The 16,023-nt window shown below is 36.2% G+C and carries 12 protein-coding genes; 4 read left to right on the top strand and 8 right to left on the bottom strand.

The window, feature by feature from the left end; translation table 11 throughout:
- Positions 1-2: 2 nt before the first annotated feature.
- From INR75_RS13610 to INR75_RS20500, 6 genes are read right to left on the bottom strand one after another with little or no spacing between them, the layout of a single operon-like run.
- Complete coding sequence (locus INR75_RS13610; protein ID WP_223089198.1) at positions 3-2,387, bottom strand: glycoside hydrolase family 127 protein; 2,385 nt, start codon at positions 2,385-2,387, stop codon at positions 3-5.
- Positions 2,388-2,400: 13 nt separating this feature from the next.
- The gene (locus INR75_RS13605) at positions 2,401-3,972 is read right to left on the bottom strand and encodes an arabinan endo-1,5-alpha-L-arabinosidase (RefSeq protein ID WP_255584548.1); all 1,572 of its coding nucleotides are present in this window, start codon (positions 3,970-3,972) and stop codon (positions 2,401-2,403) included.
- A 47-nt stretch (positions 3,973-4,019) separates the two neighbouring features.
- Positions 4,020-5,567 carry an alpha-N-arabinofuranosidase gene (locus INR75_RS13600; RefSeq protein WP_255584547.1) on the bottom strand — a complete coding sequence of 516 codons (1,548 nt, stop codon included), beginning with the start codon at positions 5,565-5,567 and terminating at the stop codon, positions 4,020-4,022.
- An 18-nt stretch (positions 5,568-5,585) separates the two neighbouring features.
- The gene (locus tag INR75_RS13595; RefSeq protein WP_223089196.1) at positions 5,586-7,154 is read right to left on the bottom strand and encodes a RagB/SusD family nutrient uptake outer membrane protein; all 1,569 of its coding nucleotides are present in this window, start codon (positions 7,152-7,154) and stop codon (positions 5,586-5,588) included.
- 14 nt (positions 7,155-7,168) lie between these two features.
- Positions 7,169-9,319, bottom strand: coding sequence for a SusC/RagA family TonB-linked outer membrane protein (locus INR75_RS13590; RefSeq protein WP_255584546.1), 2,151 nt, complete (start codon positions 9,317-9,319; stop codon positions 7,169-7,171).
- Between the two features lie 12 nt (positions 9,320-9,331).
- The gene (locus INR75_RS20500) at positions 9,332-10,222 is read right to left on the bottom strand and encodes a TonB-dependent receptor plug domain-containing protein (RefSeq protein ID WP_255584545.1); all 891 of its coding nucleotides are present in this window, start codon (positions 10,220-10,222) and stop codon (positions 9,332-9,334) included.
- A gap of 289 nt (positions 10,223-10,511) precedes the next feature.
- Between INR75_RS20500 and INR75_RS13585 the strand changes: the two genes are divergently transcribed.
- Positions 10,512-11,201, top strand: coding sequence for an NUDIX domain-containing protein (locus INR75_RS13585; protein WP_223089195.1), 690 nt, complete (start codon positions 10,512-10,514; stop codon positions 11,199-11,201).
- A 172-nt stretch (positions 11,202-11,373) separates the two neighbouring features.
- Here INR75_RS13585 and INR75_RS13580 read toward each other — a convergent pair whose 3' ends face one another.
- The gene (locus tag INR75_RS13580; RefSeq protein WP_223089194.1) at positions 11,374-11,949 is read right to left on the bottom strand and encodes a T9SS type A sorting domain-containing protein; all 576 of its coding nucleotides are present in this window, start codon (positions 11,947-11,949) and stop codon (positions 11,374-11,376) included.
- A gap of 218 nt (positions 11,950-12,167) precedes the next feature.
- Here INR75_RS13580 and INR75_RS13575 point away from each other — a divergent pair, with 218 nt between their 5' ends.
- Positions 12,168-13,046 carry an AraC family transcriptional regulator gene (locus INR75_RS13575; protein WP_223089193.1) on the top strand — a complete coding sequence of 293 codons (879 nt, stop codon included), beginning with the start codon at positions 12,168-12,170 and terminating at the stop codon, positions 13,044-13,046.
- A gap of 150 nt (positions 13,047-13,196) precedes the next feature.
- Here INR75_RS13575 and INR75_RS13570 read toward each other — a convergent pair whose 3' ends face one another.
- Positions 13,197-13,544: a 4Fe-4S dicluster domain-containing protein gene (locus INR75_RS13570; RefSeq protein ID WP_092543764.1), complete on the bottom strand. Its 348-nt coding sequence runs from the start codon at positions 13,542-13,544 to the stop codon at positions 13,197-13,199.
- 142 nt (positions 13,545-13,686) lie between these two features.
- Between INR75_RS13570 and INR75_RS13565 the strand changes: the two genes are divergently transcribed.
- Both INR75_RS13565 and serC read left to right on the top strand, forming a co-directional pair.
- Entirely contained in the window at positions 13,687-14,757 is a 1,071-nt protein-coding gene (locus INR75_RS13565) for an acyl-CoA reductase (protein WP_223089192.1), read from the top strand.
- A 192-nt stretch (positions 14,758-14,949) separates the two neighbouring features.
- The gene (gene serC / locus INR75_RS13560) at positions 14,950-16,014 is read left to right on the top strand and encodes a 3-phosphoserine/phosphohydroxythreonine transaminase (RefSeq protein ID WP_223089191.1); all 1,065 of its coding nucleotides are present in this window, start codon (positions 14,950-14,952) and stop codon (positions 16,012-16,014) included.
- Positions 16,015-16,023 lie beyond the last annotated feature (9 nt).

Here is a 16,023-nt window from a genome sequence, read left to right as displayed (position 1 = left end):
TCTCATTGTTTTTTCATTAGTCTTACGCCATAAATTCCGGCAGTTCTAGAACCAGTTTCGGCTTCAAAGCGTATTGTTAGGGTATCATTTTCTTGTTCTACAATCTTTTTAGGTAATTCGTAATCCTTTGTAAAGAATTCGGCTCCATTTTCACCTTTTAAATGCTCACTGGCAACCAACTCTCCATTGATCAAAATCTTGAATTTCCGATCGCGATCTTGTCCAAAATAGGTTAGTCTAATTCTTGCAGCTTCGTTATTTGTATCTTTAAATTCGTAGCTAAACCAACCTGTGGCGTCACGCCAATGACGATCCTGATTTACCCCAGCATTCGAATTTTCGGTTTTAATAAAATGATCTGATTCTGGTTGTTGTTCACCGGGGCTTACATAATCGATCGTTTTTTCTTCTAGCTCACGTTCGGCAATTTCCTGTTCTTTTCTTTTTTGCTGAATAGCCTCAAGACTTTCTGGAGTTTGTACCGGTAGATAAATAACATACCTGGAATCATGCACTTTATAAAAAGGTTCGAATTCCAGATCCTGAAATTCAGAAGGATATAAAACCGATTTTGCTGAAAATCGAAGCTCTTTTTTTGAATCTACTTTGACTTTAGAAGCAAGATTATCTAAATTATCTAAAAGGAACATTGGTGTTTCTGAAAGTGGGATCTTTTTACCTTCAGCAATATGCCCTCCTCTACTTGTATCTGCAAAAAGTCCTTTTAAATCCTCTTTTCCGGTTTTTGCAGCCAAAACTAAAGGCCCATATTTTAAAGATTCGTAATTAGAATCATCTGGTAACCTTTCCGAAGAAATATTCATAGGCAAATTCATCGAAATTCGATCTCCATCTTTCCACTTTCTATTAATCGAAATAAAAGAGCCCGGTTTTTTATCGAATTTCACCTCTTTGCCATTTACCTCAACATTAAAACCTTCGCCTGCCCAGGATGGATAACGAAGATTTATAGTCAATTTTTGCGATTTTCGAGTTTCAATTTTAAAAGAAGTCTCTTCTGAATTTGGGAAATCGGTTTCCTGTATCAGATTAAAATTCTTGGCTGACCAATTTACTTCAGAAGCAATAAAAAGATTTACATACAACTCATCTTCACTGTGTGCGTAGATCATTTCGTTGTATTTCCCATGATTTTCTAATCCTGAACCTACACAACACCACATACTGGTTTCTGGCTGAGAATACACGCGATAATGGCCGGGACGCATTGGTGTGAAATATACAAATCCGCCTTCTGGATGCTGCGAAGAAAGAATATGATTGTACAATCCCTGCTCGTAAAAATCCATGTATTTTTCTTCAGCATCAGCTAAGAACAGCTTTTCACTTAACTTCAGCATATTATAAGTATTACAGGTTTCTGGCCCCTGTACGCTACTTACCATACTCGAAAAATCATCGGCTGGATGAAAATGTTCTCTAACACTATTCCCTCCAATAGAAACGGTGCGATTATTAACCACATTTTCCCAGAAATATGTGGCCGCATTGTGATAATCTATATTTTGATCTAAAGCCGCAATAGTTTCAAAACCTATAACTTTTGGAATCTGCGTATTTGCATGCATTCCGTTTAAAATATCTTTTTCATTCTCTAAAGGATCTAAAACCTGCTTTTGAGTGAAAGCATAAGCCAGATCAAGATATTTTTGATCGCCGGTCATTTTGTAAACATCAGCAAAAGTTTCATTTAAACCGCCATGTTCTGAAGCCAACATCTCCTGAATTTGTGCTTCGGAAAGATTTGCGGTGATATCGATCATCCAATCGGTTAGGTCGATAAGCATTTGCTTTGCGTCCTCGTTACCCGCAATAAGATAAGCATCACGCAATCCGGAATAGGTTTTATGAATATTATAAAGCGGCACCCAACCACCGTTAAGGCTAAATCCGCCTGCATTTATTTTTCCTTCTGAAATTTCCTTCCAAATTCGGTCACTTTCAGGAATTCCTCCTACGTAACCGTTTCCATTGGCATCCTGAGCTTTTTTTAATTCAGCGATCATATAATTTAATCGCTCTAAAGCTTCTTCGCTACCCGCTGAAGCATACATTTGGGCAAGTGCAGTTAAATAATGACCGCCAATATGACCATCTAAACCTGTATTTTCCCAGTTTGGATAACTTTCTGCTTTTGGTTCTAAACCAGCCTCACGTAAAAAAGGCGCCAGCAAACGATCTGGATCCATTTGCATGATATAATCCAAATCTGTAAACATCGCTTCTTCAAACATACTTTCATGAAGTTTTACGTCTTTGAGGTCGAAAAGTGAAAGCTGACTTTGTTGCGCAAAACTGGTCGCAGAAAGTATTAGGGTTCCTACAACTAATCCTGTCTTTTTAAAACCGGGAATTCTAATTTTCATTCTCTAATTAATTTTATGATTTTTTACCCCAGATAGAATATCCATTATTAGAAATTCCTGCATAAGTAATTGTGGTTCTTCTTGGGGAAGCCTCCCAATCCCATGCTTTATCTATTATAAAATCACTCCCATTTATTTGCAATATCTGTGCAGATTCATCAAAAGACCATGATCCACTAAGCGCACCGCCCAAAGTATTATTTTCGTTAAGTACAATATCTACAGAGGTTTGCATTGTTCTATATTCATATTGCAGGGTAATTTGTTCCCATTTTCCCAATAAATCTTCTTCGGTTACCGTTTCATCTGGCACCGCTGCATAACGTTCTGGAGCCACTACCGGCCAGCCATCTTCTGTCCAGTAAATTTCACGAACCTGCCCCATCATCACCGCATTTGATGCATTAATTCCTGGGACACCATCTGGTAATCTTCCCTGTGAACTATAAAACCATTTTCCCGAAGCTTCATCTTTAAAAACCGTACAATGCGAAATACCAACCCAACCAGGTTGATTATCGAACTTATAAGGATGCGTTAAAACCGGAAAAGCTTCCGCTCCATTGGTTACATTACCCCCATTAATTCCGTAGTAAGGTCCTTCAATATTTTCTGAACGTGCTACCCGAGTATTGTACGCAACAGATAACTCATCGTAAGTTAAAAATAAATAATAATATCCAGTTTCTTCATTATAAATAATTTCAGGAGCTTCTAATCCCTGCCAGCGATTATTGTTCACATCTCCTCTACCTGCGATTCTTGTGCCATAATCTTCCAGAGAATTTAACTCGGTAGGTTTTCCGGTTGTAGGATCTAATTTTAATAATGAAATCCCAGAATGCCACGATCCATAAATTAAATACTGTTCTCCATCTGGAGTTTCTATAAAACTAGGATCTATTGCATTAAATTTGAAATAACCACTCCAGTCACCTCCACCATTCCGAGTATAAGTTTCGAGTCCATCTGGCACAGAACTTACCACCATTCCTTTATCTTCCCATTGGTTTGAAGAAAGATCGGTTGTTTCAGCTAAACCTATAAAAGCACGCTCGGTCCAATATTCGGTATTATCATTTCCTATAATAGGATTATGAACTACAATACTGTAATACAATCGATAGGTACCGTTAAGCTCTGCAATTTCTGGTGCCCAAAATCCATAATTTGGATTTTCAATTGGATCTAACGGCGGATCCATTTGTGCTCTAAGACTGTTTAATGAATCTTTAACCCAGGATGGTACTTTCTGAAAAGCCATTCCCTGGAAATCCCAATTTACCAGATCTGTTGATCGCCTGTATGGAAAATGACCATTACCTGCATGCGCATTACCATAAGAAGCATCGGTTTGGTACATATAAAAATACTCACCATCCTTAGCAATACTGGGATCGTGAACATTTGCTAAGTTCCATGAAGACCGTTCTGCCCATGATGCCATAGAGGTATAATCATCGCTATACGTTGGACCATCAAAATCTGATTCATCAATCTCCTCTTCTTCTTCATCTTCAGGTATCCCTGAAAATGAAGTATCATCATCAGAGCAACTAAATGCTCCGATGATGATTAAAATCATTAATGATCTTTTTAAAAATACTATGTTATCTAATTTAATCATAAGTATTATTTACTCTCTAAAACCACTACAGAAAACGGAGGTAGTGTCATTTTTAGAGTTCCTTTCTTAAACTTAAAATCTTTAAATTCTGAAGGGGTTATTTTCTTTGGATCATCAAAAGTATTATGATCCTGTAACTCCTCTGAAACTAAAATTTCAGCATTAAAATCATCAATATCGAATTCTGAAAGATCGAATTCTACTTCATTTTCTTTTTCAGAATCAATATTTACCGCTGAAATATGTACTACACCAGTGCTATCTTTAGAAGCAGAAACTGATACCGCTGGTAAAGACTCTCCTTCGTATGTATATTCTGGTGAATCGAACTCTACCGGAAGTAGTTGCGCATCCTGATGCACTTTATACATTTCCATTACGTGATACGTTGGCGTAAGAAGCATTTTTGCTCCATCGGTTAAGGCTACAGCTTGTAACACGTTAACAGTCTGAGCCAGATTGGCCATTTTTACACGTTTACTATGATTGTTGAAAATGTTTAATGAAACACCCGCGATCATTGCATCACGCATTGTATTTTGCTGATATAAAAATCCAGGATTTGTTCCTTCCTGAACTTCGTACCATCCACCCCACTCGTCTACAATAAGATCGATCTCTCCTTTTGGATCGTATTTATCCATAATTTCGCTATGCTTCGTTACCAGCTCTTCCATCTTTAGAGCTGTTTGCATAGTTGAGAAATATTGAGCTTCATTATAATCTACAGCATCTCCTTTGTCTCCCCATTCTACAAAAGAATAAGAGTGTAAAGCCACACCTTCGATCAAACTATTAGGGACATCACGCATTAAAACTTCTGTCCAGTGATAATCGTCTACATTTGCTCCAGAAGCAATTCTGTACAATCCGGTTTCATTATCCCAACTGGTCATAAAAGTTGCATACTGGCGATAAAGATTAGCGTAATATTCTGGTGTCATGTTTCCTCCACAACCCCACATTTCGTTACCAACACCCCAGTATTTCACACCCCAAGGTTTTTCTCTTCCGTTTTCTTTACGAAGATCTGCCATCGGGCTTCTACCGTCATGATTTACATATTGGATCCAATCTGCAAATTCCTTTACTGTACCACTCCCAATGTTAGCAGCAAGGTAAGGCTCTGCACCAAGTTCTTCACAAAGATTTAAAAAGTTGTGAGTACCAAAACTGTTATCCTCTGTTGTTCCTCCCCACCATTGGTTTACAATAGTTGGACGATCTTCTAAAGGACCAATTCCGTCCTTCCAGTGGTAGGTATCTGCAAAGCAACCACCCGGCCATCTAAGAATAGGGATTTGAAGATCTTTAAGTGCTTCAATAAGATCTGTACGAACTCCGTCTATATTAGGAATTTCGCTGTCTTCCCCTACGTACAATCCGCCATAGATACATCTTCCTAAATGTTCTGCAAAATGACCATAAATATTACGGTTAATAACCGGTGCATCCTGATCATTTTTTACGGATATTGTTGTTTGGGCTTGCAAACCTGCAAAGGAAAGCACCAAACAAAGTAAGGGCAATTGAAATAATTTGCTTCTTTTCATATTAGTTTTATGGGTTAATTAATTAGCTGAATTCGGCTCTAAATTAGGATTTACGTCAAGTTCTGTTTGTGGAATCGGCAAGTATTCTTTTCCTGGCGTCCAACTGTTAAAATCGGGATCATGATCTTGTAATTCACTTAATTTCTCGTCATCATATAGCCATCCCCAACGTATGATGTCATGAATCCTAATACTTTCTATCGCAAATTCTAATGCTCTTTCATGTGCAATTTGATCACGCATTTCTTCCTGTGTCATATTTGGCATTACAGAAGAAAGTTCCGGTAGGTTCGCTCTATCTCTTACCTGCTGAATATATTGGTATGCTTCAGAAGTTTGTCCTAATTCGTTTAAAGCTTCAGCATACATTAATAATACATCTGCATAACGCATTACTCTATAATTAATCTCAGATAACTCTACCCTTCCTTGGCTTTCAGTATCAAAACCTAAACCGTCGTGCGTATATTTTCTAGGATAAATTGCATCTTCTGCATGAGGCCATGGAGTTCCATTATAAACCGTAGTTGAATTTGCCTGAGGCTCATACGAAGCGATAGTTACTAACAATCTAGGGTCTACATTTCCATCTACTGTTTCTTCTTCCTTATACTCATTATAGATCCATCGTGTAGGCAAGAAGTCTGAGTATCCATACCCATCCATAGCATATGTATGCCCTACAGAAGAAACCTGCATCCATCCAGATGTTGGTTCTCCTCCATAGTTCATTACAGTTCCACCAACCTGATCTGGGGTAGCAAACTGGACTTCGAATAAAGACTCTGAATTGTTTTCTGTAAAAGGACTAAAATTATCCTGATAATCTGCAGTTAAACTGTAAACACTAACGTCTGATCCATTTATAAGTTTAGCAAACTCATCTGCGGCAGCCTGCCATTGTTCTGTATACAAGTATGCTTTACCTAAAAAACCTGTAGCAGCGCCTTTTGTAGCTCTACCCGTTTGGCCCTGGTCTGCACCACTTACAGATGCAAAATCTACCGGCAACATATCTTGTGCATTTTGAAGATCTGAAATGATTTGATTCCAAATTTCTTCTTGAGATGCCGTTGGAGGATAGTACTCGTCTTCGTTCTCTGGAACGGTTGTAATTAATGGAACACGTTCAAAATTTGTAACTAAATGAAAATAAGCAAAGGCTCTTAAGAAATACGCCTGTCCTAACACGCGCTCCTTTACGTTTTCGTCCATTTCAATTTCTGGAACATTTGTTAAAACCTGGTTGGTTCTAAAAACCTGCTGATAATACGCAGACCACATCCATTGTATAGGACCAGAAGTAGGTAAAAGGGTGAAATTACCAGCCTGAACTAAATCAAGCCATGGGCTATCCCCAGTAAAGTCATCTCCTCTACCGTCTGTTAATGCTGGCGTCATACGCATATAGTATCCATCTATGATCATACTATTATAAGCAGCATTTATACCTTCGATCGCGTGGTCACCTGTTTCCCAAAAAGCTTCTGTCGTTTGACTATTTGGATTAGAAAGCTCTAGATCATCATCACAGGATACTAATCCTCCCAGAGCTAGACTTAAAATTAATGTTTTATATAGTTTCATAGTTTTTTCTTTTTTTAGAATGACAATTGAACGCCTAACATATAAGTTCTTGGTCTTGGATACGTTCCATTATCGAATCCTGGATTAAAAACACCCGAGTTGAAATCAGGATTATATCCTTTATAATGCTGAAAAGTGTGAAGATTCTGAACTGTTGCATAAACTCTTGAAGAGCTTAGCACATCATTAAAGGTTTCTGAAGGGATTGTGTATCCAAAAGAAATCGTATTCAATCTTAAATAATCACCTTTTTGAAGCCATCCCGGTCTATCTGAATCTCTAGCATTCCCATTAGGATCGTTAGCCACTACACGTGGAATGTTAGTATTGGTATTTTCTGGTGTCCAGCGATTTAAAATATCTGTGTGAGAATTCACATAATCTGTAGACCACATTAAGGTACGATATAATCTACTATTTATGTAAAAACCTGCTGCACCAGATGCAAATAAAGTAAAGTCGAAATTCTTATAATTTGCGGTAAAATTTAAACCATAGGTAACACTTGGTAATGCGCTTCCTAAAGTTGTACGGTCTTCAGCATTAATAACATCATCACCATTTAAATCTCTAAAAATAACATCTCCTGGTGCTGTTGCAGCACTTTGAAAAGCATGATTATCTACCTCATCCTGAGACTGGAATATACCATCGTAAATATATCCAAAATGCTCACCTACTTCTCCACCTACCTGAGTTATAGCTCCTGTTCCATAAACAGGTTCATCATTACCTCCTAATGCTAACACTTCGTTATTGATAGTACTCATATTAGCAGAAATGTCGAAATTAAAATCCTCTAGATTATTATAATGATAGGTTAATTCTACATCTACACCAGAGTTTTTTAAACTACCCGCGTTTACAACCGGGGCCTGGTTAATACTACCTGTTGAAGCAGGAATTGGAACTCCCACCAATACATCTGTAGTTTCCTTATTATAATACTCTACTGTTAGATCTACTGCATTATTAAATAAGCTAGCGTCCATGGCAACGTTAAATGAGGTAGTTGTTTCCCATTTAATATCTTCTGAAATTATACTGGTTTGTAATCCACCAGTAACTGAAGCTCCATCAAAATTGTAAAGTATGTTACGATTAATTACCGGTTGGTATAAATAATTAGCAATATTCTGGTTTCCTAGTTCTCCATAACTTGCTCTCAACTTTAAATTACTTACCTCGTCCGGTAGATTCAAATATTCTTCATTAGATAAACGCCATGCCAAAGCAAGTGATGGAAAAGTACCGTATCTGTTTTGTGGCGCAAATCGTGAAGATCCATCTCTTCTTACAGTTGCTGTTATTAAATAACGATCATCAAAATTATAATTTAAACGTCCAAAATAAGACGCTAAAGAACTCTCATTATTACTACCACCAGCATTTTGATTTTCTCCATTTGAAAGCACTGGATAATACGGCTGTGGTAAGTTTTCTGAATGTGCATTAGTTGTTTCAGCTTTATTAGACTGGAAAGTTTGTCCTAATAACAATTCAAAATTATGTTTTCCAAAAGTTCCGTTATACGTTAAGGTATTTTCAACTAAACCAACTGTATAAACTCTGGTATCTTGATCTAATAAAGAAATTCCTGAATTAAAGAAGTATCCTAGATTAAATGCAGGAATAAAAGAGAAATCTCTCGCTATTGTCTTATCATAACTTAAATTTAATTTGTACTTAAGCTTATGATTTTCTCCATCCAGAATCTGTAATTGCGGATTTAAGATCGCAAAAGTTCTATCCACTTCAGTTGTCGTTTCGAAAAGCGAGTTTGCACCCGGAACGTTCAAAGCAATTGTTTGATGAATTTGAGAACTTGTTCCTGCATAGCCACCAGCATTATTTTCGTCGTATAGAGCTAATGTTGGAATAGCCATAACCAGGTCATTAATTAATGGCGGACGACCACCAGTTAAAACGCCACCTCTATAATTTAGGTTATTTTCAAAACTGTGTGCATAATAAATAGATGGAGAAACTTTAAAAATTCCTTTCTCCATAACAGTATTGATTCTTCCTGAATATCTCTCGTAATCTGGAGCATTTCCAACTAATACACCCTCGTTTTGAAAATAATCTAAAGAGGCATTATAAGAGATGTTTTCCCCTCCACCAGAAAGACTTACATTATGATTTTGGCGACTACCGCTCTTCAATCCTATTTCCTGCTAATCTGTATCTATATCATCTACAAACAAGTCTGAAGATGGATCATTACCAGCAATCAGAGGCATCCCTGCATTCTCTCTTTTTTCATTTACGATCATTTGATAATCTTCTCTGCCAAGAACTGGAATTTCCTGCGGTACTTCATCTACACCATAGTATCCGCTGTAACTAATTTTAAGCGGAGTGTTTTTCTTACCATTTTTTGTAGTAATAATTACAACTCCGTTTGCGGCACGGGATCCATAGATCGCACCAGCTGATGCATCTTTTAATACCTGAATAGATTCTATATCATTAGGACTAAAATCTCTAATAGAAGTTCCAACAGGAACTCCATCTACAATATAAAGTGGCTGACTGTCACCAAAGGTTGCGACACCACGAATACGTACGTTTGGTGCAGCACCAGGCTCACCTCCACTAGTTACAGTAACTCCAGAAGAACGTCCCTGCAATAAACCAGAAACATCACTATTAGATACTTTCTGTGCTTCTTCGGCTTTAATAACCGCTACAGAACCTGTTAGATCTTCTCTTCTTTGAGTACCATAACCAACAACTACAACATCATCTAAAGCATTAAGGTCTTCAGATAGTGCAACGTTAATTTCCGTTTGTGTACCTACCGTGATTTCCTGTTGTTGAAAACCAATAAATGAAAATACAAGTACATCGTTTTCGCTTGCCTCTATAGAGTAGTTACCATCAATATCGGTGACCGTTCCTGTAGAAGTTCCCTGAATAATTACATTAACACCTGGCAAAGGCATACCATCAACCTCTGATGTTACCATACCAGTAATTAATTCCTGCGATTGCGCAAATGATGACATCCCCAACATCATCATTAATATGAAAAAAAATCGAAAACCTTTTCGTATTTTTCCCACTGCGCTAATTAGTAATTTTGAAATTAGCATAAATTAAACTTTAGTTTTATAAGTGTGAATTTTACATTTCCAAATTTAATTAAAGTTTCATTAAAAAAGCAAATATTTTTTTACATATTTTTAACTATAGCTTATTAAATAAATGAATTTCATAATTCTATCCTGCTCTATACCTGCCATACTGTGGTGTCCTGCTTAGTTTGTTAATTTTTTGAATTACTTTAGAAACCGGTTTCTATTATGATTTACTTTGAAATTATCCTAAATTGGCACTTTTTAAATTCTACCAATGATCCATAGTTATAGTTCTGAAGATAAAGTTCTGCTCGCTGTAGACTGCATCATTTTTGGCTTCGATGAAGAAGAACTTAAAATATTACTTATTAAGCGAGATTTTGAACCCGAACGTGGCAAATGGTCGCTAATGGGTGGATTCCTTAAAAAAGATGAAAATCTGGATCATGCCGCCAATAGAATTTTACATCATCTAACGGGAATCAATAATGTTTACCTGGAACAACTTTATAATTTTAGTAAAGTAGACAGGGATCCGGTAGAAAGAACCTTATCGGTTTCTTACTTTGCCTTGATCAATATTGCCGAGCATAATACTGAACTTACCGAAAATTATTCAGCCAAGTGGTTTACACTTTCTGAAGCTCCAGATCTAATTTTTGACCATGGTAAAATGGTAAAACATGCGATTAGTAGATTACGATACCGTGCTTCAAACGGTCCCATTGGCTTCGAATTACTTCCAGAGAAATTTACGATGAGACAACTTCAGAAATTATATGAAGCGATCTTAGGGGAAGAATTGGATAAGCGTAACTTCATCAATAAAATAAACTCTTTTGATATTTTAGTGAAATTGGATGAAAAGGACATGAGTTCTTCCAGAAAAGGAAGCTTCCTATATAAATTCGATCAGGAAAAATACAAGAGAAAAACCGACGATGGTTTTTCATTCAAGCTTTAAACAATATAAATCAGGAACCTCGGGAAAGCCACGAGGTACCATAGCAAAATCTTTTTTAATTTCAAGGTAAGGCTCGGGGAATTAAAACTTTAATGAGGGATTAAATTAAAAAAGCCGACTAATAATTTAGTCGGCTTTTTCTATTAAGTTGTTTGGAGTTTATTCCAAGGTTTTATCCTAATGTGATAGTTTTAGTAATTGTACGCTCTCCTACTTTTAAAGAAATTAAATATTCTCCTGCAGGTACTTCAGAGAAATCAAAAGTTTTCTTTACCACAAGGTCATTGTTTGTTGAAGAAGACATTAAAGTTCCTTCAGCATCGTAGATTCTAAATGTTGCATCTTCGTAACCTGGGTTTGTAAAGGAAACTAATACTTTATCTTCTAAAGTTTTGTAGAAAGGCTTAAAGAAAATTTTAGATTCTGTTTTCTTTACAGTTACGCCTTCAGCATCTTTAGTGATCACTGTAGTTAAAATACTATCGTTTTTCTCGAAATTTAAAAAGTAAGTTCCAGAAGGAATGCTGTGAAGGTCTAAAGCTTTTTTATAAGAAGACTCCATTAAAGCATCTTTAAAAAGAACCTCTCCATTCATATCTGCTAAAATTAGTGTAGATCCTTCTTGAGTATTATCTAACTCTACTACTAATTTTTCTTCGCTCACCTTTACTTCTATGTCTTTAGCGTTCAAAGTATTACCTAATACTAATGCTAAAACCAAAACTGTTGCTTTAAATAGATTTTTCATGATTTTCGGTGTTTTTGTTAAATTACTAATTATCCTGCAACAAATATAGAGTGAAACTTATGTGAAGCTTAATAGAAAATAAACTAAAATATGTGCTATTTTAACCGAAAATATTATCGTAAATGGTTAATTTTGCAATGAGAACATTTTTAGGTTAATTTTCGACATAATAAAATATCCATAATTTGAAGTCCCAATTCAGCTAAAACGTTATCGATATGATAAAATCACAAAAAGCAGTTTTCGAAAAGGTTGAACCTCAGTTTGGTAGTTCGTTTAAATACCAAACATTTGATCATAGTTCACCTAATAAAAACAATAATTTTTGGCACTATCATCCAGAGATAGAACTGGTTTATATAAGTAGTGGCTCAGGAAAAAGGCAAATTGGTAGTCATGTTTCTTATTATAGACAAGGAGATCTTATACTTATTGGTTCTAATTTACCTCACTGTGGTTTTACCACTAAATTGAACAGATACGAAAGAGAAACGGTGATCCAGATTCATCCAGATTTTCTTGGGGAAACATTTTTTAATATTCCTGAAACCAAAAATATTGTCACCTTATTAGAAACAGCAAAAAAAGGAATTGTTTTTCACGGGGAAGATAAAAGATATATTGGTGAAAAGATCGAAGAACTAAAACACCGCTCACCCTTTGGGCGGCTAGTAGCGCTACTAGAGATCTTTAAACATTTAGAAGAAGCAAGAAATTATACCATTCTTAATGCTCAGGGTTTTGTACTAGAAACCGAGCTTCAGGATAATAATCGTATTAATCAAATCTTTAATTTTGTAAAGGAAGAGTTTAAAAGAACTATTGTTTTAGAAGAAGTTGCCGAGCTTACCAGTATGACGGTACCTGCCTTTTGCCGATTCTTTAAGAAGATAACAGGTAAAACATTTACACAGTTCGTTAACGAATATCGCCTGGCACATGCCGCAAAACTTCTACACGAAGAGCAAATGAGTATTACTGATATTTGTTTTGAATGCGGCTTTAATAACTTTAGTCATTTTAATAAGCAATTTAAAAAGTTTACCGGTAAATCACCTTCTAAGTATAGAAACGAATTACGAGTAAATATCTCGTAAACTACCTCGGGCCAAGCCCTCTAGGCATACGTTGGAAACAAATTTTTAATTTCGAGGCAAGCCTCTGGGTATTATACGCTTTGGCGGTGCCAATAAAAAAAGTCCGTTTAAGAAAACGGACTTTTATATTCTGAAAATTAATCTTAGCGACTAATCGTGCATAAACTTCTGTTTGGTCAAAAGTTCTTCTTCACTCTCTACATGATCATCATCTGGAACACAACAATCTACCGGGCATACTGCCGCACATTGTGGTTCCTCATGAAAACCTTTACACTCTGTACATTTATCTGGTACGATATAATAAAACTCGTCACTTACTGGTTCCTGGGCTTCTTCAGCATTAGCCTCTGTCCCCGATGGTAATACGATATCACCAGAAAGATCTGTACCATCTGCATAACGCCAGTCATCTGCTCCTTCGTAAATTGCTGTATTAGGGCATTCTGGTTCGCAAGCGCCGCAGTTTATACATTCATCTGTTATAATGATTGCCATAGCTGTTTTTTTAGTTTGTAAAAATAAGGCGATTCTTCAGTTTTGCTTCCAGTTTTAGGAAATTTTATAGTTTTTCCAGTTAGGAAGTTTTAATTTCGCTGTTACAAATTTAACGTGAAGGCTTTTCATAACCAAATTAGGAATGACAATTAAAGAACGTATTTCATATTTTTCAAAATTGGGCGATTTTCTTAAGAATTTTAATGCTGAAAGTGACTCAGCGCTAAATCTTTCAGAAATCGATAAAAAATATTTCGACGAACTGGAATACAAAATCAATTCAGCAGTACATCATAACGGCTGGTTTACCAAAGACAATGTTCTATTTGCTCTAAAACAATGGAGCGAAGCTTTAACTACGGCTAATCTTGAAGCCTGGGTGCAAGATTATGCGATTAAAGATAATATTTCACCAAAAACGATCGCCATAATTATGGCCGGGAATATTCCGCTGGTTGGTTTCCATGATTTTTTGAGTGTTTTAATGTCTGGTAATAATGTGCTTATAAAACCATCTGATAATGATAAGCAGCTTTTGCCAATTTTGTGTAATTATTTAGCTGAATTAAATAGCGAATTTGAATCTAAAATCACCTTCACTCAGGAGAAATTAGAGAATTTTGATGCCGTTATTGCTACCGGAAGCAACAACACCGCGCGTTATTTTGAATATTATTTTAAAAATAAACCTAACATTATCCGTAAAAACCGAAACTCGGTTGCCATTATTCGCGGTGATGAAACCGAAACCGAATTAAAGGCCTTAGCTGAAGATATTTTTAGATACTACGGCCTGGGTTGTCGTAATGTCTCTAAATTATTTTTGCCTAAAAATTACGATTTTGACCATTTCTATAAAGGAATTTATCATTGGAACGATATTATTAACCAAAATAAATACGCCAATAATTACGATTACAACAAAGCCGTGTATCTAATGAGTGAATTTAATATTCTGGATAACGGATTTTTAATGCTGAAAGAAGATGAAGGTTTTGGATCACCAATTTCTGTACTTTTCTATGAATATTATGAGGATGAAGCACAACTTCAGCAAGAATTAGAAGAAAAAGCAGATCAATTACAATGTGTGGTAAGAAAAGAAGCTTCAGCAAAAAATGAAGTGAAATTTGGCGAAACTCAGCAACCACAACTTTGGGATTATGCAGATGGTGTAGACACGCTACAATTTTTAATCAATTTAAACCAGTAAACTAGCTCGGAGCACCCCACGAGGCAATCGTTAGAAACAAATTCTTAATTTCGAGGCAAGCCTCGTGATATTAAACCCTTTGGCGGCGCCAATAAATTTGGCGCTGTTTTTATCGAATTTTGGAAAGTAATTTCAAAATTTACGACATACAGCAAAGAAAAGCTCCATTTAAGAGCTTAACCTAAATACCATATGAAAAAACATAATTTTAGCGCAGGACCTTGCATTTTGCCACAAGAAGTTTTCGAAAAAGCTTCTGCAGCAGTATTGGATTTTAATAATAGCGGACTTTCGATTCTTGAAATTTCGCATCGTAGTGAAGCTTTTGTTTCAGTGATCGAAGAGGCTCGCGCTTTGGTTTTAGAACTATTAGGACTTCAGAATAAAGGATACCAAGCGCTATTTTTACATGGCGGTGCCAGTATGCAGTTTTTAATGGTTGCTTATAATTTATTGCAGAAAAAAGCCGCATACACCAATACCGGAACATGGAGTAGTAAAGCAATTAAAGAAGCTAAATTGTTTGGAGAAGTGCAGGAAGTTGCTTCTTCTAAAGACAAAAACTTCAACTATATTCCTAAAGATTACAGCATTCCTGTAGATGCAGATTATTTTCACTGCACCAGTAACAATACTATTTATGGAACGCAGATGAAATCTTTCCCAAAAACTGATGTGCCATTGGTTTGCGATATGAGTAGCGATATTTTATCAAGAACGATGGATTTTAGTCAGTTTGATTTAATCTATGCCGGTGCACAAAAAAATATGGGCCCAGCAGGTGTAACACTTGCCGTGGTAAAAGAAGATATTTTAGGAAAAGTTGAGCGTCAAATTCCATCGATGATGAATTACCAAGTTCATATCGATAAAGATAGTATGTTTAACACGCCATCTGTTTTTGCGATCTATACTTCTTTACTGAATTTAAGATGGCTTAAAAATTTAGGCGGAATTGCAGGAATTGAAGATTTAAACAATAAAAAAGCAGACTTGCTTTATGCTGAAATAGATCGAAACCCATTATTTAAAGGTTTTGCTGAAATAGAAGATCGCTCGACTATGAACCCAACTTTTAACCTTGCCGAAGCTGCCGATAAAGCAACTTTCGATAAACTTTGGAAAGAGGCCAATATTAACGGAATTAACGGTCATAGAAGCGTTGGTGGTTATCGTGCTTCGATGTATAACGCGATGCCTCTAGAAAGCGTGCAGGTTTTGGTTGATGTGATGCAGCATTTTGAAAAGATTTCATAAATAAGAAAA

The sequence above is a fragment of the Zunongwangia sp. SCSIO 43204 genome (assembly GCF_019904275.1).
GTDB classification, from domain to species: Bacteria; Bacteroidota; Bacteroidia; order Flavobacteriales; family Flavobacteriaceae; genus Zunongwangia; species Zunongwangia mangrovi.
This window is presented reverse-complemented; position numbering and strand designations above follow the sequence as displayed.

Excerpts from the sequence above, each read along its gene's own strand:
- INR75_RS13610 (WP_223089198.1), bottom strand. The coding sequence starts at position 2,387 with ATGAAAATTAGAATTCCCGGTTTTAAAAAGACAGGATTAGTTGTAGGA.
- INR75_RS13605 (WP_255584548.1), bottom strand. The coding sequence starts at position 3,972 with ATGATTTTAATCATCATCGGAGCATTTAGTTGCTCTGATGATGATACT.
- INR75_RS13600 (WP_255584547.1), bottom strand. The coding sequence starts at position 5,567 with ATGAAAAGAAGCAAATTATTTCAATTGCCCTTACTTTGTTTGGTGCTT.
- INR75_RS13595 (WP_223089196.1), bottom strand. The coding sequence starts at position 7,154 with ATGAAACTATATAAAACATTAATTTTAAGTCTAGCTCTGGGAGGATTA.
- INR75_RS13585 (WP_223089195.1), top strand. The coding sequence starts at position 10,512 with ATGATCCATAGTTATAGTTCTGAAGATAAAGTTCTGCTCGCTGTAGAC.
- INR75_RS13580 (WP_223089194.1), bottom strand. The coding sequence starts at position 11,949 with ATGAAAAATCTATTTAAAGCAACAGTTTTGGTTTTAGCATTAGTATTA.
- INR75_RS13575 (WP_223089193.1), top strand. The coding sequence starts at position 12,168 with ATGATAAAATCACAAAAAGCAGTTTTCGAAAAGGTTGAACCTCAGTTT.
- INR75_RS13570 (WP_092543764.1), bottom strand. The coding sequence starts at position 13,544 with ATGGCAATCATTATAACAGATGAATGTATAAACTGCGGCGCTTGCGAA.
- INR75_RS13565 (WP_223089192.1), top strand. The coding sequence starts at position 13,687 with ATGACAATTAAAGAACGTATTTCATATTTTTCAAAATTGGGCGATTTT.
- serC (WP_223089191.1), top strand. The coding sequence starts at position 14,950 with ATGAAAAAACATAATTTTAGCGCAGGACCTTGCATTTTGCCACAAGAA.